The organism is Thermasporomyces composti (genome assembly GCF_003386795.1).
In the GTDB taxonomy this organism is placed as follows: domain Bacteria; phylum Actinomycetota; class Actinomycetes; order Propionibacteriales; family Actinopolymorphaceae; genus Thermasporomyces; species Thermasporomyces composti.
Genome location: NZ_QTUC01000001.1, coordinates 2692368 through 2715329 on the forward strand (window position 1 = coordinate 2692368; position 22962 = coordinate 2715329).

Annotated in this window: 23 protein-coding genes; 10 read left to right on the forward strand and 13 right to left on the reverse strand. The window is 69.1% G+C overall.

Annotated elements, in window-relative coordinates:
• Positions 1-6: 6 nt before the first annotated feature.
• A complete protein-coding gene (locus tag DFJ64_RS11675) occupies positions 7-270 on the reverse strand; it encodes an acyl-CoA-binding protein (protein WP_115850473.1) in 264 nt (87 codons plus the stop codon).
• 39 nt (positions 271-309) lie between these two features.
• Positions 310-1359, reverse strand: coding sequence for a DUF998 domain-containing protein (locus tag DFJ64_RS11680; RefSeq protein ID WP_115850474.1), 1050 nt, complete (start codon positions 1357-1359; stop codon positions 310-312).
• A gap of 194 nt (positions 1360-1553) precedes the next feature.
• Between DFJ64_RS11680 and DFJ64_RS11685 the strand changes: the two genes are divergently transcribed.
• From DFJ64_RS11685 to DFJ64_RS11695, 3 genes are all read left to right on the forward strand, one after another.
• Positions 1554-2375, forward strand: coding sequence for an ABC transporter substrate-binding protein (locus tag DFJ64_RS11685; RefSeq protein WP_115850475.1), 822 nt, complete (start codon positions 1554-1556; stop codon positions 2373-2375).
• Positions 2300-3541, forward strand: a complete 1242-nt coding sequence (locus DFJ64_RS11690) for an ABC transporter substrate-binding protein (RefSeq protein ID WP_115850476.1) — start codon at positions 2300-2302, stop codon at positions 3539-3541. Before DFJ64_RS11685 ends, DFJ64_RS11690 begins: the two co-directional genes overlap by 76 nt.
• Before the next feature lie 124 nt (positions 3542-3665).
• Positions 3666-4454, forward strand: a complete 789-nt coding sequence (locus DFJ64_RS11695; protein ID WP_115850477.1) for a phytanoyl-CoA dioxygenase family protein — start codon at positions 3666-3668, stop codon at positions 4452-4454.
• Positions 4455-4570: 116 nt separating this feature from the next.
• Here DFJ64_RS11695 and DFJ64_RS11700 read toward each other — a convergent pair whose 3' ends face one another.
• Genes DFJ64_RS11700 through DFJ64_RS11710 form a run of 3 tightly spaced genes read right to left on the reverse strand, consistent with a single transcriptional unit; the run spans position 4571 to position 7744 of the window.
• Positions 4571-5887 (reverse strand): ABC transporter substrate-binding protein, encoded by a 1317-nt coding sequence (locus DFJ64_RS11700; RefSeq protein WP_170152590.1) that lies wholly within the window; start codon positions 5885-5887, stop codon positions 4571-4573.
• 22 nt (positions 5888-5909) lie between these two features.
• Entirely contained in the window at positions 5910-6806 is an 897-nt protein-coding gene (locus tag DFJ64_RS11705) for a carbohydrate ABC transporter permease (RefSeq protein WP_115850479.1), read from the reverse strand.
• Positions 6803-7744, reverse strand: a complete 942-nt coding sequence (locus tag DFJ64_RS11710; RefSeq protein ID WP_115850480.1) for a carbohydrate ABC transporter permease — start codon at positions 7742-7744, stop codon at positions 6803-6805. Before DFJ64_RS11710 ends, DFJ64_RS11705 begins: the two co-directional genes overlap by 4 nt.
• A gap of 318 nt (positions 7745-8062) precedes the next feature.
• On the opposite strand from DFJ64_RS11710, the gene DFJ64_RS11715 reads away from it, so the two are divergent.
• Entirely contained in the window at positions 8063-9031 is a 969-nt protein-coding gene (locus DFJ64_RS11715) for an inorganic phosphate transporter (RefSeq protein ID WP_170152591.1), read from the forward strand.
• A complete protein-coding gene (locus DFJ64_RS11720) occupies positions 9028-9666 on the forward strand; it encodes a DUF47 domain-containing protein (protein ID WP_115850482.1) in 639 nt (212 codons plus the stop codon). Before DFJ64_RS11715 ends, DFJ64_RS11720 begins: the two co-directional genes overlap by 4 nt.
• Positions 9667-9702: 36 nt before the next feature.
• Here DFJ64_RS11720 and DFJ64_RS11725 read toward each other — a convergent pair whose 3' ends face one another.
• Positions 9703-10794 carry a LacI family DNA-binding transcriptional regulator gene (locus tag DFJ64_RS11725; RefSeq protein WP_115850483.1) on the reverse strand — a complete coding sequence of 364 codons (1092 nt, stop codon included), beginning with the start codon at positions 10792-10794 and terminating at the stop codon, positions 9703-9705.
• A gap of 250 nt (positions 10795-11044) precedes the next feature.
• Entirely contained in the window at positions 11045-11452 is a 408-nt protein-coding gene (locus DFJ64_RS11730; RefSeq protein ID WP_115850484.1) for a VOC family protein, read from the reverse strand.
• Between the two features lie 224 nt (positions 11453-11676).
• On the opposite strand from DFJ64_RS11730, the gene DFJ64_RS11735 reads away from it, so the two are divergent.
• Positions 11677-12693 (forward strand): sigma-70 family RNA polymerase sigma factor, encoded by a 1017-nt coding sequence (locus tag DFJ64_RS11735; protein WP_115850485.1) that lies wholly within the window; start codon positions 11677-11679, stop codon positions 12691-12693.
• A gap of 19 nt (positions 12694-12712) precedes the next feature.
• Here DFJ64_RS11735 and DFJ64_RS11740 read toward each other — a convergent pair whose 3' ends face one another.
• Entirely contained in the window at positions 12713-13033 is a 321-nt protein-coding gene (locus DFJ64_RS11740; protein ID WP_211310586.1) for an STAS domain-containing protein, read from the reverse strand.
• Positions 13034-13150: 117 nt separating this feature from the next.
• Entirely contained in the window at positions 13151-14002 is an 852-nt protein-coding gene (locus DFJ64_RS11745; protein WP_115850486.1) for a DUF2249 domain-containing protein, read from the reverse strand.
• Positions 14003-14068: 66 nt separating this feature from the next.
• Between DFJ64_RS11745 and DFJ64_RS11750 the strand changes: the two genes are divergently transcribed.
• From DFJ64_RS11750 to DFJ64_RS11760, 3 genes are read left to right on the forward strand one after another with little or no spacing between them, the layout of a single operon-like run.
• Positions 14069-14815, forward strand: coding sequence for a helix-turn-helix transcriptional regulator (locus DFJ64_RS11750; protein ID WP_245941086.1), 747 nt, complete (start codon positions 14069-14071; stop codon positions 14813-14815).
• Entirely contained in the window at positions 14812-15972 is a 1161-nt protein-coding gene (locus DFJ64_RS11755) for a hypothetical protein (protein ID WP_211310587.1), read from the forward strand. Before DFJ64_RS11750 ends, DFJ64_RS11755 begins: the two co-directional genes overlap by 4 nt.
• On the forward strand, positions 15969-18626 hold the full coding sequence (locus DFJ64_RS11760) for a multicopper oxidase domain-containing protein (RefSeq protein WP_115850487.1): 2658 nt from the start codon (positions 15969-15971) through the stop codon (positions 18624-18626). The genes DFJ64_RS11755 and DFJ64_RS11760 overlap by 4 nt, the downstream gene beginning before the upstream one ends.
• Before the next feature lie 355 nt (positions 18627-18981).
• On the opposite strand, the gene DFJ64_RS11765 is transcribed toward DFJ64_RS11760, so the two are convergent.
• Together DFJ64_RS11765 and DFJ64_RS11770 are read right to left on the reverse strand one after the other, a co-directional pair.
• Positions 18982-20943: an ABC transporter substrate-binding protein gene (locus DFJ64_RS11765; protein WP_115850488.1), complete on the reverse strand. Its 1962-nt coding sequence runs from the start codon at positions 20941-20943 to the stop codon at positions 18982-18984.
• 103 nt (positions 20944-21046) lie between these two features.
• The gene (locus DFJ64_RS11770) at positions 21047-21508 is read right to left on the reverse strand and encodes a hypothetical protein (RefSeq protein WP_115850489.1); all 462 of its coding nucleotides are present in this window, start codon (positions 21506-21508) and stop codon (positions 21047-21049) included.
• 239 nt (positions 21509-21747) lie between these two features.
• Here DFJ64_RS11770 and DFJ64_RS11775 point away from each other — a divergent pair, with 239 nt between their 5' ends.
• On the forward strand, positions 21748-22191 hold the full coding sequence (locus DFJ64_RS11775) for a (deoxy)nucleoside triphosphate pyrophosphohydrolase (protein WP_245941087.1): 444 nt from the start codon (positions 21748-21750) through the stop codon (positions 22189-22191).
• 167 nt (positions 22192-22358) lie between these two features.
• On the opposite strand, the gene DFJ64_RS11780 is transcribed toward DFJ64_RS11775, so the two are convergent.
• Both DFJ64_RS11780 and DFJ64_RS11785 read right to left on the reverse strand, forming a co-directional pair.
• Positions 22359-22538 carry a DUF397 domain-containing protein gene (locus tag DFJ64_RS11780; protein ID WP_115850491.1) on the reverse strand — a complete coding sequence of 60 codons (180 nt, stop codon included), beginning with the start codon at positions 22536-22538 and terminating at the stop codon, positions 22359-22361.
• Between the two features lie 77 nt (positions 22539-22615).
• Complete coding sequence (locus DFJ64_RS11785; RefSeq protein WP_147304681.1) at positions 22616-22924, reverse strand: hypothetical protein; 309 nt, start codon at positions 22922-22924, stop codon at positions 22616-22618.
• Between the last annotated feature and the right edge of the window lie 38 nt (positions 22925-22962).

Genomic DNA, 22962 nt, shown 5'->3' on the forward strand with positions numbered 1-22962 from the left:
GGCTCGTCAGGCTGGGCTCGGGAGCTGGCTCGCCAGCTCGACGTAGGCCCGCTTCGCCTCGTCGCTCGACATGCCCCGCACCGACGCCCAGGCGTCGTACTTGGCTCGGCCCACGACGTTCGTGATCCCGGGTCGGCGACCGCTGACGTCGCCGAGCGTGGCCTGCTTGTAGAGCGCGTACAGCCGCAGCTTGACGTCGTTGCCGGGGTCGGCGGTCTGGGCGTTCACGGCCGCCACCGCGGCCTGGAACTGGGCGTCGAGGTCGCTCACGTCGTTCTCCGAAGGATGTGGGTCTGGGTACGTGCGCGATCAGCTCTGTTCCCGCCCAGACGGGACCTGACACCCAACGCCTGCGGCGCCGCGGTGCGAGGACCCGGCCGCCCCCGCATCCGTCCCGTTGCCCCCCGCTGTCCGTTTGGCCATCCACACGATCAGCCCAACCGCCATGAGGGCGAACAGCCCGTTGCCGAACCAGGCGATCCGGTCGTCCGGCCACAGTAGGTAGGTCACGACGAACCCGGTCCAGGCGTACGTCAGCATCGCGCCGGACACAAGCGCCGCCCGATGTCGGGCTGACCACCAGGACGCTCGAGACAGGCGACGCACGAACCACCATGCCGCGAGGAGCAGGGCCGGTCCGACGACCAATCCCACGGCGTTCTCCGGTCGGGCCACGAATCCGCTGGAGACGACGAACGCGCCCGCTCCTACGATCCATGGCTTGACTTCCCGGCCGGCGGGCTTGACCCCGGTCTCGAGATCTCCGCGGATCACGAACGCGGCGACCGTCAGCGCGACCGCGGCGACGGCTGCCCCGAGAAGTTGGACGGGCGACGCCACGAAATGATATTCCGCGTAAATGAACGAGAAGACGATGACGCCGCCGACGGCGTACAACAAGGCCGTTGTCGCGAGCCCGAGCCTGCCAAGCCAGGGTGTGGTGTCTCTGTCCCGCGTCAGCAGCTCGACCACGGCGATCGGAACCGTGATGCTCCAGATGGCGTGACCCGCGACGTATCCGAGGGCGTTGTTGGCGGAGAGGACCAGGGAGGGCGCGCCAAGCGTCCCGTTGTCCGGCTCCAGAAAAGCGGGATTGAACATGGACTGGTCCAAGAGCCCTGCCTCGATGACTCCGTAGGCGGCTCCGAGCAAGACGATGGTCGGATAGCCTCGCCCGAGTCGTCTCGTGACCTCGCGGATCAGCAAAGCGCCCCCGCCATACAGCGGAAGAAGGAGCACGAGCGCGGCGGGCGCGTGCTGGATCGGGCTGCTGCCCAGCAGGAACTCACCCACCCACGGAGCCAAGAAAAGAAGCCCGATCGCCGGCGCCAGCCGACGAGTCCGCTTCCGTCGGGCCATGTCTCCCCGCACCACATTGATAAACCGAGCACTCGGTCGAATTTTACAGTGTGGCCAAGACTTGCCACGGGAAGCGCTTGCCAGAAGCTAGGCCTCTCCCTGATTCTGTGATCCACATCACGGCGTGGCCGTGCGCGTCCTGGGTCGCGACGTACCGGTGAGGTGCGCGACCCCCGGCACTCAGGGAGCGTGCGATGGGCGGTAGGCGCGACGACCAGTGGTCCCTCACGCGGCGCGGGTTCATGTGGGGCGGAGCCGTCTTGGCGACGTACTCCCTCTCCGGTTGCCGGTTCCTCTCCACCGATCCCGACAACCGATCCCGGCGTGACGACGCCCAGAGAACCCCGGACCGCAAGGGCAAGGAGGCGCCGAGCCTGGCTCGGCTGGTGGAGGCGGGCGAGCTACCGCCGGTCGAGGAGCGACTGCCGAAGGAACCCCTGGTCGTCGAGCCAGTCGAGCGGATCGGCACCTACGGCGGCACCTGGCGCACGGCGATCCTCGGGCCGGCGGACGCGGCCTGGATCGAGCGGACGATCGGCTACGACAACCTCGTCCGGTGGGACCCGGACTTCACCGAGGTGATCCCCAACCTCGCGCGCGCCATCGAGACCAGCCCTGACGGCCGGGTCTACACCATCCAGCTGCGGGAGGGCGTCCGCTGGTCGGACGGCGAGCCGTTCACCGCCGACGATCTCGTCTTCGCCAACGAGGACGTCGTCAAGAACGAGAAGCTCAGCCCGGTGCCCCCGGAGAACCCCGCGACGTTCGAGAAGCTCGACGACTACACCGTCCGGATCACCTTCGAGCGTCCCAACGGGCTCTTCCTCAGCACCAGGCGCAGCCCGGTGGCGCGGGACTCGTCACCAAGCCGTTCCACTACCTCAAGCAGTTCCACGAGAAGTACAACCCTGACATCCAGTCGCTCGTCGAAAGCGAGGGCGTGGCGGACTGGGTCGAGCTGTTCAACCGGAAGGGCGGCAGCATCGAAGGGACGCCCTACAGCGCCCGCTGGATGAACCCAGACCTGCCGACACTGTGCCCCTGGAAGGTCGACGCGCCGCTCGGCGAGGGCACCCGCCTGGTCGCCAGCCGGAACCCCTACTACTGGAAAGTCGACCCGGAAGGAAGCCAGCTTCCCTACCTCGACCGGGTGGAGTTCACGATCATCGCGGACCCCGAGGTCATGCTACTGCGGGCCAGCAACGGTGAGATCGACATGCACGCCCGTCACTTCACCGAGCCGCGCAACAAGCCGGTCCTGGCGCGCAACCGGGAGAAAGGCGGCTACCGCTTCTTCGACACCGTGCCCGCCAGCATGAATAACCTCATGATCGCGCTCAACCTCACCCACCCGGACCCGGTCAAGCGGCAGATCTTCCAGAACAAGGACTTCCGGATCGGCCTGTCGTACGCGATCAACCGCGAGGAGCTGATCCAAGCGGTGTTCCAAGGGCAGGGCGAGCCCTGGCAAGCGGCACCTCGCCGGGAGTCCGACTACTACCTGGAGGAACTGGCGAAGCAGTACACCGAGTTCGACCTCGACCTGGCGAACAGGCACCTGGACCAGGCGGGCTTCGCCGAGCGGGACGGCGAGGGGCGGCGGCTCGGCCCCGACGGCAAGCCGATCGAGTTCACCATCGAGGTCGCCAGCGGTATCTCGACGCAGTGGATCGACGGTCTCGAGCTCATCCGCGGCTACTGGCGCGAGGTCGGCGTCGTCATGCGGGTCAAGACCGAGGACCGCGCGCTCTTCTACACCCGCAAGGAGGCCAACCAGCCCGACGGCACGGTGTGGGGCGGGGACGGCGGTCTCAACGACGCCCTGTTGGACCCGCGGTGGTACTTCCCGTTCAGCAACGAGTCCAACTACGCGATCCCCTGGGCGCGTTGGTACAACCGACAGAAACCCAACATGGAGCCGCCGCCGGCGACACGTCGGCAGATGGAGCTCTACGACGAGGTCAAGGCCAACCCCGACGAGGAGGAGCGCCACGAGCTCTTCATGGAGATCCTCCGGATCGCCCAGCAGGAGTTCTACGCGATCGGGACGGTCCTGCCGGCGGCTGGGTACGGCATCGTGAAGAACAACTTCCACAACGTGCCGAAGTCCATGCCCAACGCCTACGTCTACCCGAACCCCGGGCCGACGAATCCCGAGCAGTACTTCGTCAGCGAGTCCTGACCTCGGCTGGGCAGCTCGCGACGTGAGACGGCCGACGTGGTGAACACGCCTTGACAACTCACGCGACCGATACGCAGCGTGTGGCCAAGGACCAACTCCTCGAGCCCGGGATGAGGCGAGAAGGATGCTGACGCAGGAACAGGTCGCGAGCTTCCACGCCGATGGATTCGTCAAGGGGAGTCGTGTGCTCTCCGACGAGGAGGTCGACGAGCTACGGGCCGAACTGGAGCGCGTGATCGCGCAACGAGACCGTGACGACCAGCCACAGCCGGTGCACGTGGCGAACCTCGGTGACGAGACGCGGCCGATCTGGCAGATCGTGAACATCTGGCAGGCGAGCAAGGCCTTCGAGCGGCTCGTCACCCACCCGGTGATCGCTGAGGAGCTCGCTCAGCTCACCGGAGCGAAGGAGCTGCGTATCTGGCACGACCAGATCCAGTACAAGCCCGCTGAGCAGGGCGGATTGCTGCACTGGCACCAGGACGCCCCCCTGTGGCCGATCCTCACGCCGATGACCCAGGTGACGGCGTGGGTCGCGCTGGACGACGTCGACGAGTCGAACGGCTGCATGCGCATGGTGCGCGGCTCCCACAGGTGGGGCGACCAGATGGAGTTCCTGCGCACCACCGAGACCAACCCGACACTGCCGGAGACGTACCAGGGTCATCCCGTGGAGGTGGTGCTCCGGCCGGTCGCGAAGGGAGAGGTCCACTACCACCACGCCCTGACCTGGCACGGCTCCGGCCACAACACGAGCAAGCGGCCACGTCGTGCGATCGCCATCCACGTCATGGGTGACGACACCCGCTACGTGGCGAGTGGCGAGCACGTGATGAAGCGGTTCGTCACCGTCGCCGACGGGGAGCCGATGACCGACGAGGTGTTCCGCGTCATCTACCGGCGCGCCGCCTGACCCGCGCGTCAGAAACGAGCCGCGGCTGACCCGGTCCACCGGTGCCGGTGTCCGGGCCAGCCGCGGTCTGCTTCTCAGAGCCTGGTACCCGCCACGACCCCAGGCGGGGATCCTGACTAGAGGTACCGAGCCTCGTAGGTCTCGCGGATCAGATCCGCCTTGCGCTGGAGCTGCTTGTCGAGCCGGCCGAACACGTCACGGACCGACTCGTTGGAGGAGTACAGCTTCTGCAGGGCGGTGTCCATCATCTCGCCCGCGCTCGGCACGATCGGGCGGATGAGGTCCTGCGGCTTGGTCTTCGGGAGCTGGTTCAACGCGGTTCGGTAGTTGGGGTTCTTCTCCGCGGTCTCGATGAGCGCCTGCTCCTGCTGCGCCGCCTTGACCACCGGCATGTAGCCCGTCTCGATCGTCCACTGCGCCGACTTCGCCGGTTGGGACAGCCAGCGGATGAACTCCATCGCCGCCTGCTTGCGTTCGGGCGCGGCGTCCCGCATGACGCCGATACCCGAGCCGCCCGTCGGACACCCGAAACCGTCGTACTCGGGCAGGAAGGTCGTCCCGACGTTAAACTTCGCGCCCTCCGACACCGCCGCCAAGTTGCCGGTCGAGAGCATCGTGCACGCCGCCACCCCGTTCATGAAGTCGACCGAGGCGTCGGGGGAGAGGTAGGCGGCCTTGTCCTTCCGCACGAAGTCGACCATCCACTGGCCGGCCTCGAGCGCCTTCTCCTCTTCCAAGGTGACGTCGAGCCCGTCGGAGTAGCGGCCACCCCACTGCCAGACGTTGCCCTGGAAGTACCAGCTGGCGTATCCGCCGGCGAGGGCGAGGGTGTAACGGGCGTGTTCCTGCAGGGCGGGCGCCCACTCCTTCAGCTCCCGCCAGTTCTTCGGCCCCTCGGTGGGCAGGCCGGCCTTCTCGAAGACGTCCCTGTTGAAGTAGAACAGCGGCGTGCTCCGAGCGAAGGGGATCCACCAGACGGTGTCCTTGACGGTGCCCTCGTTGATGAAGTTCTCGAGGTAGATGTCCGGGGTGAAGTCGCCCTCGAAGTAGTCGTTGAGCGGCTCCAGCCGGTCGGCCAGGTGCATCTTCCGCCAGGTGACCTCCGACAGGATGACCAGGTCGGGGATCTGGTGGGCGATGATCGCGGCCGACAGCTTCTGGACGGAGGCCTCGTAGGAGCCCTGGAACTGGCCCTCGACGTAGATGTCGGACTGGCTCTCGTTGAACTCGTTGATCAACGCGGTGAGGGCCTCACCGGGCTTGGACCCGAACGAATGCCAGAAGACCAGATGCAGTCGCTTGCGGTACTGCCTCGGCACGCTTCCCGCCGCCTGCACGTACTGCTCACTGCCACAACCGGCCGCGAGGGCCGCCATCGTGCCACCAGCGGCGGCCAGGAAGCCGCGGCGGGTGAGGGCGGATCGTGGCTTCATCGCGTGGTTTCCTCTCATGAGGTCAGCCCTTCGTCGCGCCCGCGGTGAGACCGGCGATGATCTGCCGCTGGGCGAGGAAGAAGACGACGAGCACGGGGACGACGACGAAGACCGAGGCGGCCATGACGACGCCGTAGTTGACGTAGCCCTCGTCGCTCTTGAGCATCAGCAGACCCACGGGGAGCGTCCGCATCGTGTCCGTCGTCGTCACGATCAACGGCCAGATGAACTCGTTCCACCTCTGGACCAGAGAGATGATGACGACGGTCGCGACCATCGGCCGCGACATCGGCAGGATGACGCTCCACAGGATGCGCAGGTGCCCCGCTCCGTCGACCTTCGCGGCCTCGGTCACCTCGACGGGAAGCGTGAGCATGTGCTGGCGGAGCAGGAACATCGCGAACACGCTCCCCAGCCCGGGGACGATCAGTCCCGCGTAGCTGTTGACCCAGCCCAGGCTCGCGACCGTGAGGTAGTTCGGCATGAGGACGACGGTGCCCGGCACCATCATCGCGCCGAGAAACACCATAAACACGACATTCTTCGCGGGGAACCGCAGGAACGCGAAGGCGTAGGCGGACAGGATGGCGACGGCGATCTCGCCCGCCGTGCCGACCACCGCGAAGACGATCGAGTTGATGTAGAGGCGACCGAACGGCGCCGCGTTCCACGCCTCGACGTAGTTGCGGAGCTCCCACGTCCACGGCATGGGGAACCAGTTCGGCGGGAACTGGTGGACGTCGCCCGACTGCTTCACCGAGCTGCTGATCAGCCAGTACACGGGCAGGATCGCCACGACGGCGACGAGGACCAGCAGCAGGTACAGCACGACCCTGCCGAGAACGTGGCCGGCGGTCGGCTTGCGCTCGGCGGGAGCGGCCGTCGTGGGGCTGGTGCTGACAGTGGTGGCGGTGCTCATCGGTAGTGCACCCTCCGCTCCATGAATCGGGTCTGCGCCGCGGTGATGAGCAGCAGGATGACGAACATGATGATCGCCGCCGCGCCCGCGCGACCGGCGTCGAACGCCTGGAAGGCCTCCTGGTAGATGAACCACGACAAGGTGGTGGTCGCGTCACCCGGACCGCCACCGGTCATGATCGCGATGATGTCGAAGGCCTGGAACGACCCGATCACGGTGACGACCGCGACGAAGAACGTCACCGGCGACAGCAGGGGGAGTGTGATCCGGCGGAACAAGGTCCACGCGCTCGCCCCGTCGATCTTCGCGGCCTCGTACAGGTCCGCCGGCATGCTCTGCAGGCCGGCGAGGTAGATGACCGCGACGAACCCGAGGTTCTTCCACACGTAGACGATGATCAGGCCGGGCAACGCCCACGCGGAGTCGGACATCCAGGCCGGCGATGTCAACCCGACGATGCCGAGCAGCTGCTTCATCAGCCCGAACTCGGGGTGGAAGATGTAGAGCCAGACGGTACCGACCGCCGCGCCCGTGACGATGTAGGGAGCGAACGCCGTCGTCCGAACCAGGTTGCGGCCCACCAGCTTCTGGTTGAGCAGCACCGCGACGGCCATGCCTCCCACCATGCTGATGACCGTGATGCCGCCGGAGAAGACGACCGTGCGCAGGAGCACGCCGAGGAAGTCCGGGTCGGACAGCATGTCGACATAGTTGGCCAGTCCTACGAACGGCTTGAATTCCGACAGCAGGTCCCAGCTTGTCAGGCTCAGGTAACCGTTGTAGACCACAGGCCAGTACGAGAAGACGGCCAGCAGGAGAACATTCGGTGCGACGAAGGCGAGGAACAGTAAGTACTCGCGGCGTCGCGCCGCGGCGCGCGCGGCCGCGCCACCGTCGTCGCGACCGGTTGCCGCGTCGGGATGCGTGGTAGTGGTCAAGGGGGACTTCCTTCCTCCCTCTGAGGCGGCATTGATGCGTGCCGCTGTCACACACGGGCTGCTATGACGGCCGAAAGGTAGAGCCCCGGGCGAGGGAACGCAACAGCGTGAGACCCTTTCGTGTCCTGAGAAGGCCTGGTTGGACTAAAACGTTTGAGGTACCCTCAAGGGTGAGCCTGCTCCTGAGCCTCGGAACCGACGATGATCCGGGGTCCTGGAGCAGGCTCTGAGGTTGCGGCCCAAGACTCCGCGACACGAGGAGGTCCCTGTTCCTGTGATCGACGGCAGACTTCTCGTTCCCGCCGTCCGTGTGACGCCATGACGGGCGAGACGGCGGGGCTGCTCGCCGTCGCCGGAGCGTTCGCCGCACTCAACGGAGCCAACGACGGTGGTGCGCTGACCTCGGTCGGGCTCGGCGTGCGTGGCATCCGACCGCTCGCCGCGATCGCCGCGCTCGGTCTGGCGATGGTCGCCGCGCCACTGGTGTTCGGGACAGCCGTGGCTACCACGCTGACGAACCGACTCGTCAACTTCCAGGACCAGGCTGGTCGGCTGCCGTTGGTCGCGGCGCTCCTGGCGGCGGTGCTGGTGACGCTGGTCCTGTCCGCGCAGGGCCTGCCCACGAGCATCACGCTCGCCTTGGTCGGTGGGATCACCGGCGCCGGCCTGGGCTCCTCCCTCCCCGTCTCGTGGGGCGCGGTCGGCGCGGTTCTCGTCGCGGCGGCGCTCGCTCCGGTCGCTGGGATGGTGACCGGACGCCTTCTGGGCGTCCTCATGCGCCGCGTCCGAGCCAGGGGAGGCCTCTACGGCCGGGTGCGAAGCCTGCACGCGCTCGGCTTCACCGGCGTGTGCCTGGCCTACGGCGCCAACGACGGGCAGAAGGTGCTCGCCGTCTTCGCCTTGCTGCTCGGCATGGACGACGAGGTCGTTCAGCCGAAGCTGGTGCCCCTGCTGGCCGGCGCGGCACTGTTCGTCCTCGGCGCGATCCTCGGGGTGCGGAGGTTTCGCGCTACGGTCGGGGGCGGCGTCGCGGCCGTGCGTCCGGACCAGACGGTGACCACCGAGCTGTCCGCGACGGCGGTGGTGCTGTCGACGGCGGCGGTGGGCGCCCCGGTCAGCATGTCCCAGTCGGTCTCGGGCGCGTTGATCGGGGCGGCGTGGGACAGCGGCACCCGGCGGGTCCGGTGGCGGGTCGCGGTGCGCATGGTGCTGGCGTGGCTGGTCACGTTCCCGACCGCGCTCGCGGCCGCGGCCGTGGCCGCCTTGGCGGCTGGAGCGATTGCATGAGGCTACGACGCGTACGTCGGTTGTTTCGTGACCTGTCCGGCAGGACCGACCACGACGTGGTCCGTCTCGTCCGCCGGCAGCTCGAGGCGGTTCTCGCCGGTCTGGAGCTCACGCTCGCCGTGGTGCGGGGAGAGCTGCCACCGGCGGAGGCGCGGGCCCGCATGCGGGAGATCGAGCACGACGGCGACCAACGACGTGCCGAGCTGGTGGTCCTGTTGCGCAGCACGATCGCCGCGCCCATGGACCGGGAGGACCTCTACCGGGTCTCCCGGTCCGCTGACGACATCCTCGACCACCTGCGCGACCTCGTCCGCGAGTTCGATCTGCTCGGAGTGCGGGCCGAACCGCTCCTCGGCCCGCCGCTGGCCGCCGTGGAGTCCGGAGTGCACGCTCTGCACGAGGCCATCGGGCACCTCGTGGACCGTCCGTCCGACGTCGGGCGCGCCGCGCTCCTCGCCCGCAAGGCGAGTGTGCGGGAGGAGTGCCAGCATGCCCTCGCCGACCTGCTGTCCGGCGACCTCGACGTCGACATGCTGAAACGCCGCGAGCTCCTGCTCCGGGTGGACGCCGTGGGAATGCGGCTGGGAGAGGCGGCCGACGCGCTCTCCGACGGTGCCATCAAGCGGTACTACTGAGCCCGGCTTCGCCCTGACCTGCCTCGACCGCTGGTCCTAGGCGCGGTTGCGGGTCGAGCGGTTCGACGCCGTACGGAACGGAAGGGGACCCCTGCCACGTGCCGCGCGTCGGGATCGGCGACGTCCCCTGGGCGGACAGGTCGACTCCCGGACGATGAGCTCGACCGGCTCTCGGTGGTCGGTCGCGGTCTCGTGGTTCAGCAACGCGCGCACGAGCGCGCGTCCGATCGCCCGGGCGTCGACGCGCACGCTGGTCAACGGCCGGTCGAGCAGCTCCGACGTCGGCAGGTCGTCATGCCCCACGACCGACAGGTCCCTGCCCACGCGGAGACCGCGGTCGCGAGCGGCCTTGTAGACCGCGTGGGCGGTGTAGTCGGAGTTCGTGATGATCGCGGTCGGCGGCCGCTCATCGAGCAAGGCGAGGACACGGCGGTGGACCGCCACCAGGTTGAGCGGTGTCTCGACCGGCCGAGGCTTGATGCCCAGCGCCGCGCACTCGGCGTAGAAGGCGATGAGCCGGTCGTGGTCGGCCATGACCCGGCGCGGCGCGGTGAGGAAGGCGATCTCCTCGTGGCCGAGCTCCGCCAGGTGGCGGACCGCCAGCTCGACAGCCCGCTGATTGTCCGGACCCACCCGGGCCACCGCATCGGCGGCGCGGGCCGTGGCGTTGAGCACGACAACGGGTGAGCCGGGCCGGAGCTCACGCCAGAGCCGGACCGAACGGCCGGTGCCCACCGGGGCGATCGCGAGACCCTCGACCCGTTGCGCCGCCAGGCGGCGCAGGTGGTCCTGCTCGCGCTTAGGGGAGTAGTCGGCGTCGGCGACCAGGACGGTCCGGCCGTGCCGGGCCGCGGCTTCCTGGGCACCGGTGATGACGTCGAGGAAGTAGGGGTTGGAGAGGTTTCGGACGACCAGCCCCAACGCCTCACTGGATCCTCGGCGCAGCGCGCGGGCCTGCGGGTCGGCGTGGTAGCCCACCTGGTCCGCGACGGCCAAGATGCGCGCCTTGGTGGTGGGTGAGACGCCCTCGCGGTTGTTCAGCGCGAGGCTGACCAACGAGACCGAGACGCCCGCAAGCCGGGCGACGTCGGCGATGGTGGGGCGCCCGCCGGCACGGGTTCGCTCCATGTCCACCCTCCACCTGCGCGGTGACGACGGTTCGGGAGGCGGGTCGGCGCCTGCGAAGGGCACCGTACTGACTCCTCGGTAGGCAGACCATCGCGGAGGAAGGCCAATCGCGGTGCGAGCGTCGTGGTCGCCGCCCTGCGCTCAGCCGGACGAGGCAGCCTCGCGTGCGCCGGCAGGAGCCGGACGGCGGTGGGTCCGTCGCCCCGGCCCCTTCCGGGTGCGCACCGTTCGTGCACCGTGGAGGCGCGGCTCACGAGGACGGGATCGCCGACTGGTCCATGTAGAAGACTTCCCACAGGTGGCCATCGGGGTCGGCGAACCTGCGCAGGTACATCGGCCCCTCGTCCATCGCGTCGCCCGACGGCGACGCGCCCGCGGCGAAGGCGGCGTCGACGAGCTCGTCGACCCGGTCCCGGCTCTCGACGCCGAGCGCCAGGATCGCCTCCGTGGTGGTCGCGGTGTCCGCGATGCTCTTGCTCGTGAAGTTCTTGAAGAAGGGCTCCACGAGCAGCATGGCGTAGATGTGCTCGCTGATCACCAGGCAGGCGGCGTTGTCGTCGGTGAACACGGGGTCGAACGAGTAGCCGAGCTTGGTCCAGAACCGCTTCGACCGCTCCAGGTCCTTGACCGGCAGGTTTACGAAGATCGTGGTCGACACGGGGGTCGTCGCCTTTCGTCATCGTGTCCACAGTGGCTCGGATGGCCGCCACGCTCGACGCCATCCGCGTGTACAGACGACGCGCGCGACCGAAACTCATCGGCCGTCCGACTGGTCATTGACGTGGCGTCCAAAACCACCCAAAGCGTCCGTCACGCTCACGCCTCGGACGTTGGGGGTGTCCTGCTGTAGCGTCAAAGCCAGTCGACGCAGGGAGAGCCGTGATGAGCGATCTTGTCACCGACGACCCGAGCCGAACCGCGCCCGCTGGTGACGCGGCCGAGGCTACGCGGGAGCTCGAGGGCTACCGGCGTGAGCTGACCGGTTACTGCTACCGCATGCTCGGGTCGGCGTTCGAGGCGGAGGACGCTGTCCAGGAGACGATGGTCCGCGCCTGGCGGAACCTCGACCGCTTCGAGGGTCGCGCGTCGCTACGGTCGTGGCTGTACCGCATCGCCACGAACGTGTGTTTGGACATGACCTCCGGGAGCCAGCGTCGCGCCCGTCCCATGGACCTCACCTCGTCGGCCACGGCCGACACGCCGCTGGGTGACGCGCTGCCGGAGGCGACGTGGATCACGCCGATCCCGGACGGGAGGGTGGTGCCGGAGGACGGTGACCCGGCCGAGGTGGCGGTGGGCAGGGAGAGCGTTCGCCTCGCGTTCGTCGCCGCTCTGCAACAGCTCCCGCCCAAGCAGCGGGCGGTGCTCATCCTGCGTGAGGTCCTGGCCTGGCAGGCGAGCGAGGTCGCCGAGCTCTTGGGCACGACGGTGGCCTCCGTCAGCAGCGCCTTGCAGCGGGCTCGGGCCACCCTGGCCTCCTACGACCCAGCCGCCACCGAGGTGGCCAAGCCGCTCGACGAGGAGCAGCGCGCGCTGCTGGCGCGCTACCTCGACGCGTTCGAGCGCTACGACATGGACGCGCTCGCCGCGTTGCTGCATGAGGACGCGACGCTGTCCATGCCGCCGTTCGCACTGTGGCTGCGCGGCATCGACCAGGTGCGCGCTTGGATGCTCGGTCCGGGGCACGGGTGCCGAGGCTCTCGCCTCGTTCCCGTCACGGCCAACGGCACGCCGGCGTTCGGGCAGTACCGCCGCGATCCTGCCGGTGGGCACCGGGCGTGGGCGCTCCAGGTCATCGAGATCGTGGACGGCCGCATCAGCGGCATCACCTCGTTCCTCGACACGGCGTCCCTGTTCCCGTTGTTCGGTCTGCCGCTTCGCCTGGAGGAGGGCGCCTGACCCGAGTCCGCTCCCTCGGTCACGGGGGCTTCGACGGGATGACCTCCGACAGTCCGGCCAGCTCGAGGAGCGCCCGCAGCCGTGGGTGGGGGTGGTGGAGCCACAGTCGGCAACCGAGACGACGGGCGGTGAGCTGGAGCCGTGCCAGGGCGTCGAGGGTCGTGGTCGACGGATGGGTGAGCCTCCGGACGTCACAGATCACCTGGACGGCGTCGGTCTCCACGAGCCGGCGACGAAGGTGCGCGCACAGCGCGGGCAGGTCGAGCGGCTCGTCGAGGACCATGACGAGCGCCGGTTTCCCGGCGTGAGCCTCGGACCGCTCGGTTGGGTCGGCGGGCACGGTCGACCTCCTGTCAGGCGGCGTCGACTACACGACGGGTCCCGCGGCCGAAACTCATCGGGCCGCCACGCCGTCGACAGTGCCCCCGGCGTGTGAGTGTCCTCGCTGATCGAGGTCTCACCCGGTCCGGCGGACGAACCTCAGGCGCCACACGTCCGGCCCGCGGGTCACGTACTCCACGTCGAAGGTGTCTGGCTGTCGCTGCTCCAGCTGGGCGAGCAGGGGCTTCGGGTCGTGGGACGCGACGAGGACCATGCCGCGGCCGGGTCGGACGGCGTCGAGCGCGCCGAAGACGGCCGCGTGGCGGAGCGCGTGAGGGATGACCCGCGTGTCGAGCTCAGGATCGTCGAGTTCGTCATGCTCGCCGCAGGCGCAGCGGTGGGCGGTCGAACGTGCCGCGGCCGGCTGGTCGTCGTGGGCGTCCGGACGCTCGCCGTTGTCGCGACTCGGGTCGCTGGAGTCCTCCGGTTCGGGGTGCTCGTGTCCGCCGATGAGCTCGTGCATGCCCTGAAGCAGCTCCGCGAGGGAGACGTCGGGGTCGCCGACGAGCAACGGCACGAGCAGCTCGTTCTCCTTGGTCAGGTGGTTCTCGACGGTGACGCGCAAAGCCGCGGCCGCCGTGGCCGCGTGCACCGGACTGGTGGCGGTGGCGACCGCGTCGACCAGGCTCGCGATGACCTTGTGCTCGCCGAGCATCCCTTCGACGAGGAGCCGGCCTTCGGTCTTGGCGTGGGCGACGGGATAGAGGGCCTTCTCCTCGGCGACGGCGTGCGGGAGGAGCTCCTGGCGCGACCAGGCGACCAGCTCGTCCATGGCTGCGTGCGCTTCGGTCTCCTGGCCGCGCGCGGCCGCGCGGACGAGCGTGTCCGTCAAAGCCGACAAGGCGGCCGCGAGGTGTCGATGGTGCTCCTCGACCTGGGCGGCGGCACGCGCGTCGGCCTGGTCCGAGGCGAGAACGACGTGGTTCATGTGAGGTCCTTCACGAGACGCTGCTCCGCGGAGCCTGACGCCGACGATTTTATTACACTCATAGCCGTGAAAAATCGCTCGCCGACAGGAGCACCACGAGCGGGCTATGGGCCACTGCCGACTCGGCCAAGGCCAGCGCTGTCGCCGGCTCGTGCCACGGTCCTCGCGGCGCTCCGCCGTCAGCCTGGACCGATCACGCTCGCCGACCTCTCTGACGCGACGGGCCTGCATGTCAACACGCTCCGTGAGCACATCGACGCGCTGATCGAGGTGGGCCTGGTCGAGCGTCGGCGGGCCGAGCCGAGCGGGCGTGGCCGGCCCGCCTGGCTCTACGAAGCAGTGGACGGCCCGGACGAACCGGAGTCCACCTATGGCGGGCTCGCGGCCGCCCTCGCCACCGTGATCCAGCGCACCAGCACCTCGCCGCGCGACGACGCGATCCGCGCTGGCACGACGTGGGGCCGCGAGTTGGCCAAGAAGCGACCGGCCGTCGATCGAAGGAGGCGGGGAGCGGAGCGTCAGGCCGCCGCAGTACGCCGAGTCGTGGAGCTGTTCCGGCAGCTCGGCTTCGCGCCGGAGACCGACGACCGTCGCGGTGTCGTCCGGCTCACCCGCTGCCCGCTGCTCGACACCGCCAAGCGTTACCCGGACGTCGTGTGCGGCGTCCACCTCGGCATCGTCCGAGGGGCGATCGAGGAGTACGGCGGCGACCCCACGGGCTCCGACCTCCAACCGTTCTCCGAGCCCGGTGCCTGCCGGCTCGACCTTCCGCTCCCATCACGTCGGGTCCGAGCCGATCGGGACGAACCATGACCAGCGCGCCGCGAATCGACACCGCCGACACCGTGAGGCGGGCGAACGCGGCTCGACCTCAGCGGAGGTCCTCGCGAGCGTCCGCGCTCCTCGCCCTGCCGGGAGCGGTCGCGCTACTCGCCGGCCTGGACGCCGCTCTCCTGCTCCTCGACCTCCCGGCGCCAGTGACCGCCGCGCGTCTGCGTGACGTCCATGGCGTGCTGCTCGTCCTCGGCTTCGTGGGCTGCGTCGTCGCCCTCGAGCGCGCCGTGGCGCTCAGAGCCGCACCAGGATTCGTCGCGCCCGGCCTCCTCGGACTGGGTGCGGTGGCGCTCGTCACGCCGCTCCCTGGCACGCTCGGCGGCACGGCGCTGCTGCTCGGCACGCTGGCGCTCGTCGCCGTCTATGTCCCGCTTTGGCGGCGGCAACGCGGGGACGTCGTCCTCGTCCAGATCCTGGGTGCCGTGCTCGCCGCCGGCGCGGCCACGCTGTGGCTGGGTGGTGTGCCCGTTCCCCACCTCATCCCGTGGCTCGCCGGCTTCGTCGTCCTCACCGTCGCCGCCGAACGGGTGGAGCTCGCCCGCATCGCCGTCCCGGCGAGCACCGAACGCGGCGTCCTGCTCGCCTCCGGCGCGGTGACCGTCGCGACCGTCGCGGCACTGCTCTGGCCCCGCGTCGGCTATCCCGCCCTCGGGCTCGCGGTTCTCGGCCTCACTGGTTGGCTCGCCAGCCACGACGTCGCCCGCCGGACGCTACGTGGCCACGGGCTCGCGAGGTTCACGGCGGGGTGTGTGCTGGAGGCCTACGCCTGGCTGGCGGTCGCCGCGGTCAGCTGGCTGGTCGGCGGGCCGGTCTTCGACGGCGAGCGGTACGACGCGGTGGTGCACGCGGTGTTCCTGGGCTTCACGATCTCGATGATCATGGCGCACGCACCGATGGTTCTTCCGGCTGTGCTCCGGATACCGCTGACGTTTCACCCAGTGCTCGCGGCGCCCGCCGCGCTGCTGCACCTCTCCCTCGTCCTGCGGCTGTGGGTGGGCGACGCGCTCCACGTGACCGCGGCGTGGCGGGTCGGGGGTGCGCTCAACATCGTCGCGGTGCTCGCGTTCGCCGTCCTCATGGCCTGGTCGGCCGTGACCACCAGCCAGTCGAGTCAGTCGAAGAGGAGCGCGCGATGAGCCACCCAAGCCGCCAGCCGGGGCCGGCCCGAGGCTTCCGGCCGCTGCGCGACCTCCCCGTCGTCGGTTGGCTCGGGGCGCTCGTCGTGGTCGTCGTCGCGCACCCGTTCCTGCCGGCGCCGAGATGGCTCATGGTCCATCTCCTTCTCCTCGGCGCGGTGAGCCACGCGATCCTGGTGTGGAGCCGGCACTTCGCCGAGACTCTCCTGCGGACGGTGTCGGCCGACCGCACGGCTGAGTCGATCCGGCTCGGGTCGCTCAACGCCGGCGCGGTCCTCGTCGTCCTCGGGGTCGTGACCGAGCGCTGGCCGCTCACCGTCGCCGGCGCCACCGCCGTCGTCACCGCCGTGCTCTGGCACGGCGCCGCGCTCGTCGTCGCGCTCCGCAAAGCTCTGCCGTCGCGGTTCGACGTCACCGTGCGGTCCTACGTGACGGCCGCTTGCTTCCTCCCGGTCGGCGCGCTGCTGGGAACCCTCCTGGCCCGGGGGTTGCCTGACCTGTGGCACGAGCGGGTGAAGCTCGCGCACGCCATGGTGAACCTCCTGGGCTGGGTCGGCCTCACCGTGGTCGGCACGCTGCTCACGTTGTGGCCGACGATGTTGCGGACCCGTCTGCCGGACGGCGCAGAACAGGCGACGAGGCGAGCGCTCCCGCTGCTCGCGGGAAGCGTCCTCGTCGCGGCGGGTGGCGCGGTCGTCGGGACCCGGGTGCTCGTCGCGCTCGGCCTCGCCGGCTACCTCGCCGGGCTGGGCGTGGTCGCCCTTCCGATGGTGAAGGCCGCTCGGGGAAAGCCGCCGTCCTCGTACGCCACGTGGTCGGTTCTCGCGGGCATGGTGTGGCTCGTCTGCTCCCTCGCCTCGCTCGCGGTCACGGTGGTGGCATCGCCCTCGTGGCGAGTGGTCGACGATCGGTTCAGCGCGCTCACCCCGCTCCTGTCGGCTGGCTTCGGGGCCCAGGTGCTGCTCGGCGCGCTGTCGTACCTTGTGCCGGTCGCCCTGGGTGGCGGGCCGGGCGCGGTGCGCGCGGCGACGAGCGCGCTCGACCGCGCCGCCGCGTTCCGCGTCGTGCTCGTCAACGCCGGTTTGCTGGTGGCGGTCCTCCCAGTGCCCAGCGTGGTGCGTGTGCTGTGCTCCATGCTCGCCTTCGGCGGGATGGCGGCGTTCCTCCCGCTGCTGGTCGTCGCGATCCGACGGTCGCGTCAGGTGCGGCGGCACGTGTCCGACACGCCGGTGGAGGCGACCGCGCCGGGCGAGGCCGCGTCGGCGCGGGCGCGCCTTGAGGAACCGCGACGGTCGGCGTCGGGACTGGCCGTGGCCGGGCTCGCCGCGGTCGTCCTCGCGGTCGCGGCTGGTGTCGCGGTCGACCCCGGGGCTGTCGCCACGGCGCGCTCGGCGACGGAGGACCGGAGCCAGGTCCCCGCCACCGGGCGGACCGTCACCGCCACCGTGGTGGCGAGAGACATGCGCTTCTCGCCGTCCACCCTCAAGGTCGCGGCCGGCGACCGGCTGGTGATTCGGCTCGTCAACGCCGACGACGACACCGTCCACGACCTGGTCCTCGACACGGGGCAGGACAGTGGTCGGCTGTCGCCCGGAGAGTCGACCCGGCTCGACGTCGGCGTGGTCGAGCGGAGCATCGACGGCTGGTGCTCCGTCCTGGGGCACCGGCAGATGGGCATGGTGCTGCGCATTCGAGTGACCGACGACCCGGGGGCTCCAGTTCACGGCGATCATCACGGCACGTCGACGACCGGTTCGTCCACGCACGTCGAGGACGCCGCGGAGCGACTGGACTTCACCGCTCGCCCCGGACGTGACTTCGTGCCGTACGACCCGGTGCTGCCGGCGGTGAGCGAGCGACGGGTCCACCGGCACACGTTCCGGGTCCGCGAGATCGAGCGCGAGGTGGCGCCGGGAGTCACCCAGCGGCTGTGGACCTTCAACGGCCGGATGCCGGGGCCCGTCCTGCACGGAAAGGTGGGAGACGTCTTCGAGATCACGCTCGTCAACGATGGCACGATCGGGCACTCGATCGACTTCCACGCCGGCTCGCTCGCGCCCGACAAGCCCATGCGGACGATCCCGCCTGGGGAGTCCCTCGTCTACCGGTTCCGGGCGACGAAGGCCGGGGTGTGGATGTATCACTGCGCGACCATGCCGATGTCCGCCCACATCGCGAACGGACTCTTCGGGGCGGTCGTCATCGAGCCGGACGACCTCCCTCCGGTCGACCGGAGCTTCCTGCTCGTCCAGTCCGAGCTCTACCTCGGCCCGCCCGGCGGTGAGGTGGACGTGGCGAAGCTGCGCGCGGAGCGCCCGGACGCGGTCGTCTTCAACGGCTACGTCAACCAGTACGACGCGCGGCCGCTGCGCGTCCGAGCGGGCGAGAGAGTCCGCGTGTGGGTCCTCGACGCCGGTCCGAACCGGGCGACGTCGTTCCACGTCGTCGGCGGGCAGTTCGACACGGTCTACGCCGAGGGTGCCTACCTGCTGCGCTCGCCGAGCGACGGAGGAAGCCAGAGCCTGGCGCTCGCGCCAGCGCAGGGCGGCTTCGTCGAGCTGATCTTCCCCGAGCCCGGCCACTATCCGTTCGTCTCCCACGTGATGGTTGACGCGGAACGCGGCGCGCATGGGGTGTTCGAGGTGGCGCGCTGACAGACCGAAAGCCACGTCCCGGGCCGGCTGACTGACACCGGACGCGTACGGACCAAGGGGCACGCGAGCGGGCGCCGCGGGCCAGTCCGGAGGGCTCGTGCATGACACAAGAGCGCAACGCGTCCTTGGCGGTTTCTCCGCTCGACGGTCGGGGAAACGGCGGGTGGGTCGCTCGGGTGCGCGGAGGGTGCGGAGGCCAGGCGCCCGAGCGACCCCACCGTGGCGATCCGAAGTGAGTGGGGCTTCCTCCGACGATTCGGAGGTTAGACACACACTCGAGGTGCGGACGCCGCTTTGCGTAATCGAAACAACCGTACGTCGCACAGGGCACCCGCTGTCAACGGTGTGTCGCGACCTAGTCCTTGATGAAGTACTGGCAGGGGTTCGTCGGAGCGACCGGGCAGTAGACCCAGGCGCCCTGCGTCGTGAACTTCGGCCAGTTTCCGATTCGGTTCGTCACCGTGCCGTATTCGTCCTGCAGAATGCTGATGCCGATCGCGTGGAACTGCTCCTTGGCGATCCGCAGGACCTCCTTCATCAACCGGACCTGGGTGTCGGGATCGGCCGTGGCGCGCACCTGGTCGTACAGCTCCATCTGCCTGCGTACCGGAGGGGGTGGGGTCTCTCCCTCCTTTCCGTCGCTCTGGTACCACTCGACCCACCGCACGGCGAAGTAGGAGTAGGGGTTGAGAAGCGGTAGGTAGTTGTAGGGATTGAGCAGGATGACGGCGTCCAGGCCGCCCTCGCCCGCCCAGACCGACACGTCGTGCTTGTTGGCCTGGCCGCGTTCGACGATCAGCTCCGGATTGGCCGTGTTGAGCCTGGCGTCGATGCCGACGGCACGCCAGTACCGAGCGACCAGGTTCATGATGTCCGGCCACGTGGGGATGATGTTGGCGACGTCGATGATCAGGGAGATGGGCTTGCCGTCCGGACCCAGCCGGATGCCGTCCCTGTCCTTGTCGGGGAAGGCGCGATCGAGGAACTCGTTCGCCCGGTCGACGTCGTACTCGACGTACTGCGTGGCCATCTCCTCGTCGAAGAACGTCGACTCGCGGCGGGGTGCGACCTGCCAGGCTTGACCTTGGCGCTGGAACACCGCGTCAATGATCTCTTGGCGGTTGATGGCGTGCGACAAGCCGATGCGGACGTTTTTGTTCGACAGAATCTGCCGCTTGACCGGGTCCTCGTGGGTGAGGTTGGGGTAGATGCACACGACGTTCATGGCCTCCGGAACGACGTCGAACAGCCGATAGTCGCCGCGTTCACGGTTCCGGGCTACGACGGGCTTGTCCTTCAGCTGGTGAGTGGCCCAGTCAATCTCGCCGTTGAGGATCTTGAGCAGCGCCGCTTCGTCCTCCTTGATGACCTCGTAGTCGAGGCGGTCGACGTAGGGCAGTTGGCTCCCTTCGGGGTCAACCTTCCAGTAGTACGGGTTGCGTTCGAGGACCACGCGGGTGGCGTTGTCCGAGGCGGTGGTAAGCAGCCACGGGTTGAGTGTCGGCTTGCCGACCGTCCGCCCGAAGCTCCAGGAGCTGCTGATGTCGTGAAAGACGGCCGTCCACTCGTCGAAGCCGGCCTCCCGAGCCGCCGTCGCGTGGTCAGGGTTGTAGCGGGGGTGGAAGCGCGACAGGTAGTGCTTCGGGTAGTCGGTGAACCAGGAGCCTTGGCGGGTGGCGAGGTAGTGGAGGAAGAGTCCGTATGGTTCGGCGAAGGTGAGGACCACCGTGTGCTCGTCGGGTGCCTCGGCACGCATCCTCCCGAACGGTGGTGACGGGTGGAGCTCCTCGTTCATCATGACGTCCTCGACGGCGAAGACGATGTCCTCGGCCGTGAACGGCTCTCCGTCGGACCACCGGATGCCCTCGCGTAGCACGAACGTGTACTCGGTGCTGTCGGCGCTGGCCCGGTACTCTCGGGCTAGGTTCGGGATGATCTCCTTGAACTCCACGTCCCAGCGGACCAAGTGCTCGTAGCCGGCGGTGGAGTAGATGGCTGCGGCGTTGCTGTAGGCATCGCCGGGGAGACGAAGACGCAGTGCGCCGCCGTAGACGCCGACCGTCTCGTTGGGCTGGACGACGTAGGGGTCCTTGGGCACTCGCTCCTCGACTGGGGGCAGCTCGCCGGCCTTGACCTTGGCGGCCAGCATGGGGGCTTCTTTGCCTTTGGGACCGCGTGGCGCGCGTGACGATGGCCTCCCCGCGGGCTCGGTCGAGAGGAGCTCGCAGCCGGTCATGGCACCGCTGGCCATGAGGGCGAGGCCGCTGGCGAGCAGGAGGTCCCTCCTGGTGACGTGGTGAGGACGCGATCGGGGCATGGCTCACCTCCATTCGGGGGGTCGCGCCGCGGTGGGGACCTCTGGGTAACAAGGAGACCGTGTTTGGTCAATCGTTTGACCGTCGCTGGCCAGCCACCCCGACTCAGGCGTCGTCCACGTCCCGGTCGTCCGGTTCGAGCACCTCGTTCCCGAGCTCCTCGTCCTCGTTCTCCTCGTCGGTGTACGCCTCGCCCAGGTCTCCTTCGTCAAGGCTTTCGGTTGCCGAGTCCCGAAACGCCGGGTCGTCAAGGTCTTCTTGAGAGCCGCTCTCCTCTCGGCTGAGTGGGCTCGGCTCGTCTGGCGGCTCCCACTCCACCGACTCCGACTCCGGTAGCAGCTCGTCGGTGTAGAGCTCTTCGCCCTCGTGAACGTCCATCTGGTCGATGGCCTGGTCGATGTCCGGCTCCAGAATGATGTCCGGTCCTAGGTCGTCAGTACCTGGTGTCTGTGTCTCCGGCGTCTCGGGGATCTCGGAGTCGGGCAGGTCGGGTCCGCCGTCCTCGGGTGGGCGGAAGTCCGGCTCTGGGATGTCCGGGCCTGGGTCAGGCGCGTCAGGACCGCTCATGTGGCCCTCCCTCGTCGGTCGGCGCCGTGGCTCCTGTCACCTTCATCCTGACGCGGCTTCTGGCGCACGCGGTGGGCGCGAGGACAGGGTTCGGTGGAGCGCGACCTTCCTGTGACGGGTGCTGTCGCGGTATGTCCGGGTGCGTGTGGCGCAAGGGTCGAGCGCGGCGCCCGCGTCGACCTGTCCCGAGGGTCGTCATCGGGCTGCACGTGGAGATTCATCCGCAGGTGGGTGCTGCCGTGCGGGCGAGGCCGGGTGGTGTAGACCTGGGGCTCGTGGTGGAGGCGTTGTCGCGTCCAGTCGTGGTGGGGGCGGCCATCGTCCGAGGCGGGCGTCTGCTCGCCCAGCAGCGGGCATACCCCGACCACCTCGCCGGCCAATGGGAGCTTCCCGGTGGGCGGGTGGAGCCCGGCGAGACCGAGGTCGACGCGCTCGTGCGCGAGTGCGTGGAGGAGCTGGGGGTCCAGGTTCGGGTCGGTGGCCGGGTCGGCCCGGACGTCCCCTTGCCGGAGGCGGGTGCCATCCTGCGGGTCTACGCTGCGACCCTCGTCCAGGACGGCATCGACCCGATCCCCAGGGAGCACCGGACCGTGCGGTGGGTCGCCAAGGAGGAGGTCGCCGCGCTCGACTGGTTGCGGCCCGACCGCCTGTTGGTTCCACATCTGCGCGACCTGTTGAGCTGACCCGGCCGTCAACCTCGCGATGTCAGGTCCGAGACGAAGGCACGACGAAAGACACGACAAAAAAGGGAAGAGCTGTGATGCCGCGCGCTCATCAGGCGCGAACGCCCGCCCTCCGACCGCGCTGTCGAGGAGGGCGGGCGTTGGTCTGACGATTGACAGCTTCTCGGTTACAGCTTGTCGGCTGTCACGGCGGCCAGGAACTCACGCCACGCGGCCATGCTGAACACGAGCACCGGCGACGCCTCACCGAGCTTCGTGTCACGGACGCCAACGTGGGTGCCATCAGTGCCGACCTCGACACACGACCCGTTGGCGCAGCTGTAACTCGACTTCCGCCAGTTGCGCATCGTGACCCCTTCTGTCAGACGAAACGAACTCGTGGTGTGCGGTCAGGGTGGTCACCACCCCGCAGGAAAGCGTGTGCTTACGCCGCTCCGATCCAGCGCTGGATGAACGACAGAACGCCGTCGAGGTCGTCGGCGGGGAGACGAGGGAGGGTGGAGACCCACTCCCATGCCGCACGTCCGTCCGCGATGACGCACCAGAGGGTCATCCAGAGTCGCGCGTCGCGAGGGTCGTAGACCTTGACTGCCCAGCCCCGGCCAGCCTCCTCGAACGACTCGACCCGGTATCCCTCGCGAAGGAGACGTTGCTCGAGCGCGGTCGCGTGGTGGTGACCGGTTGCCCGTCGCTCGGTCAGCCACCGCTCCGCCGCCGCTGCCACCGCATCCATCCCAGCTCCTTCGTGGTTCGGACCGAGATCGACGTCAC

Bases quoted from the DNA above. Each gene is read 5' to 3' on its own strand.
- DFJ64_RS11680 (WP_115850474.1), bottom strand. From the start codon at position 1,359: ATGGCCCGACGGAAGCGGACTCGTCGGCTGGCGCCGGCGATCGGGCTT.
- DFJ64_RS11685 (WP_115850475.1), top strand. From the start codon at position 1,554: ATGGGCGGTAGGCGCGACGACCAGTGGTCCCTCACGCGGCGCGGGTTC.
- DFJ64_RS11695 (WP_115850477.1), top strand. From the start codon at position 3,666: ATGCTGACGCAGGAACAGGTCGCGAGCTTCCACGCCGATGGATTCGTC.
- DFJ64_RS11700 (WP_170152590.1), bottom strand. From the start codon at position 5,887: ATGAAGCCACGATCCGCCCTCACCCGCCGCGGCTTCCTGGCCGCCGCT.
- DFJ64_RS11705 (WP_115850479.1), bottom strand. From the start codon at position 6,806: ATGAGCACCGCCACCACTGTCAGCACCAGCCCCACGACGGCCGCTCCC.
- DFJ64_RS11715 (WP_170152591.1), top strand. From the start codon at position 8,063: ATGACGGGCGAGACGGCGGGGCTGCTCGCCGTCGCCGGAGCGTTCGCC.
- DFJ64_RS11720 (WP_115850482.1), top strand. From the start codon at position 9,028: ATGAGGCTACGACGCGTACGTCGGTTGTTTCGTGACCTGTCCGGCAGG.
- DFJ64_RS11725 (WP_115850483.1), bottom strand. From the start codon at position 10,794: ATGGAGCGAACCCGTGCCGGCGGGCGCCCCACCATCGCCGACGTCGCC.
- DFJ64_RS11735 (WP_115850485.1), top strand. From the start codon at position 11,677: ATGAGCGATCTTGTCACCGACGACCCGAGCCGAACCGCGCCCGCTGGT.
- DFJ64_RS11745 (WP_115850486.1), bottom strand. From the start codon at position 14,002: ATGAACCACGTCGTTCTCGCCTCGGACCAGGCCGACGCGCGTGCCGCC.
- DFJ64_RS11755 (WP_211310587.1), top strand. From the start codon at position 14,812: ATGACCAGCGCGCCGCGAATCGACACCGCCGACACCGTGAGGCGGGCG.
- DFJ64_RS11760 (WP_115850487.1), top strand. From the start codon at position 15,969: ATGAGCCACCCAAGCCGCCAGCCGGGGCCGGCCCGAGGCTTCCGGCCG.
- DFJ64_RS11765 (WP_115850488.1), bottom strand. From the start codon at position 20,943: ATGCCCCGATCGCGTCCTCACCACGTCACCAGGAGGGACCTCCTGCTC.
- DFJ64_RS11770 (WP_115850489.1), bottom strand. From the start codon at position 21,508: ATGAGCGGTCCTGACGCGCCTGACCCAGGCCCGGACATCCCAGAGCCG.
- DFJ64_RS11780 (WP_115850491.1), bottom strand. From the start codon at position 22,538: ATGCGCAACTGGCGGAAGTCGAGTTACAGCTGCGCCAACGGGTCGTGT.
- DFJ64_RS11785 (WP_147304681.1), bottom strand. From the start codon at position 22,924: ATGGATGCGGTGGCAGCGGCGGCGGAGCGGTGGCTGACCGAGCGACGG.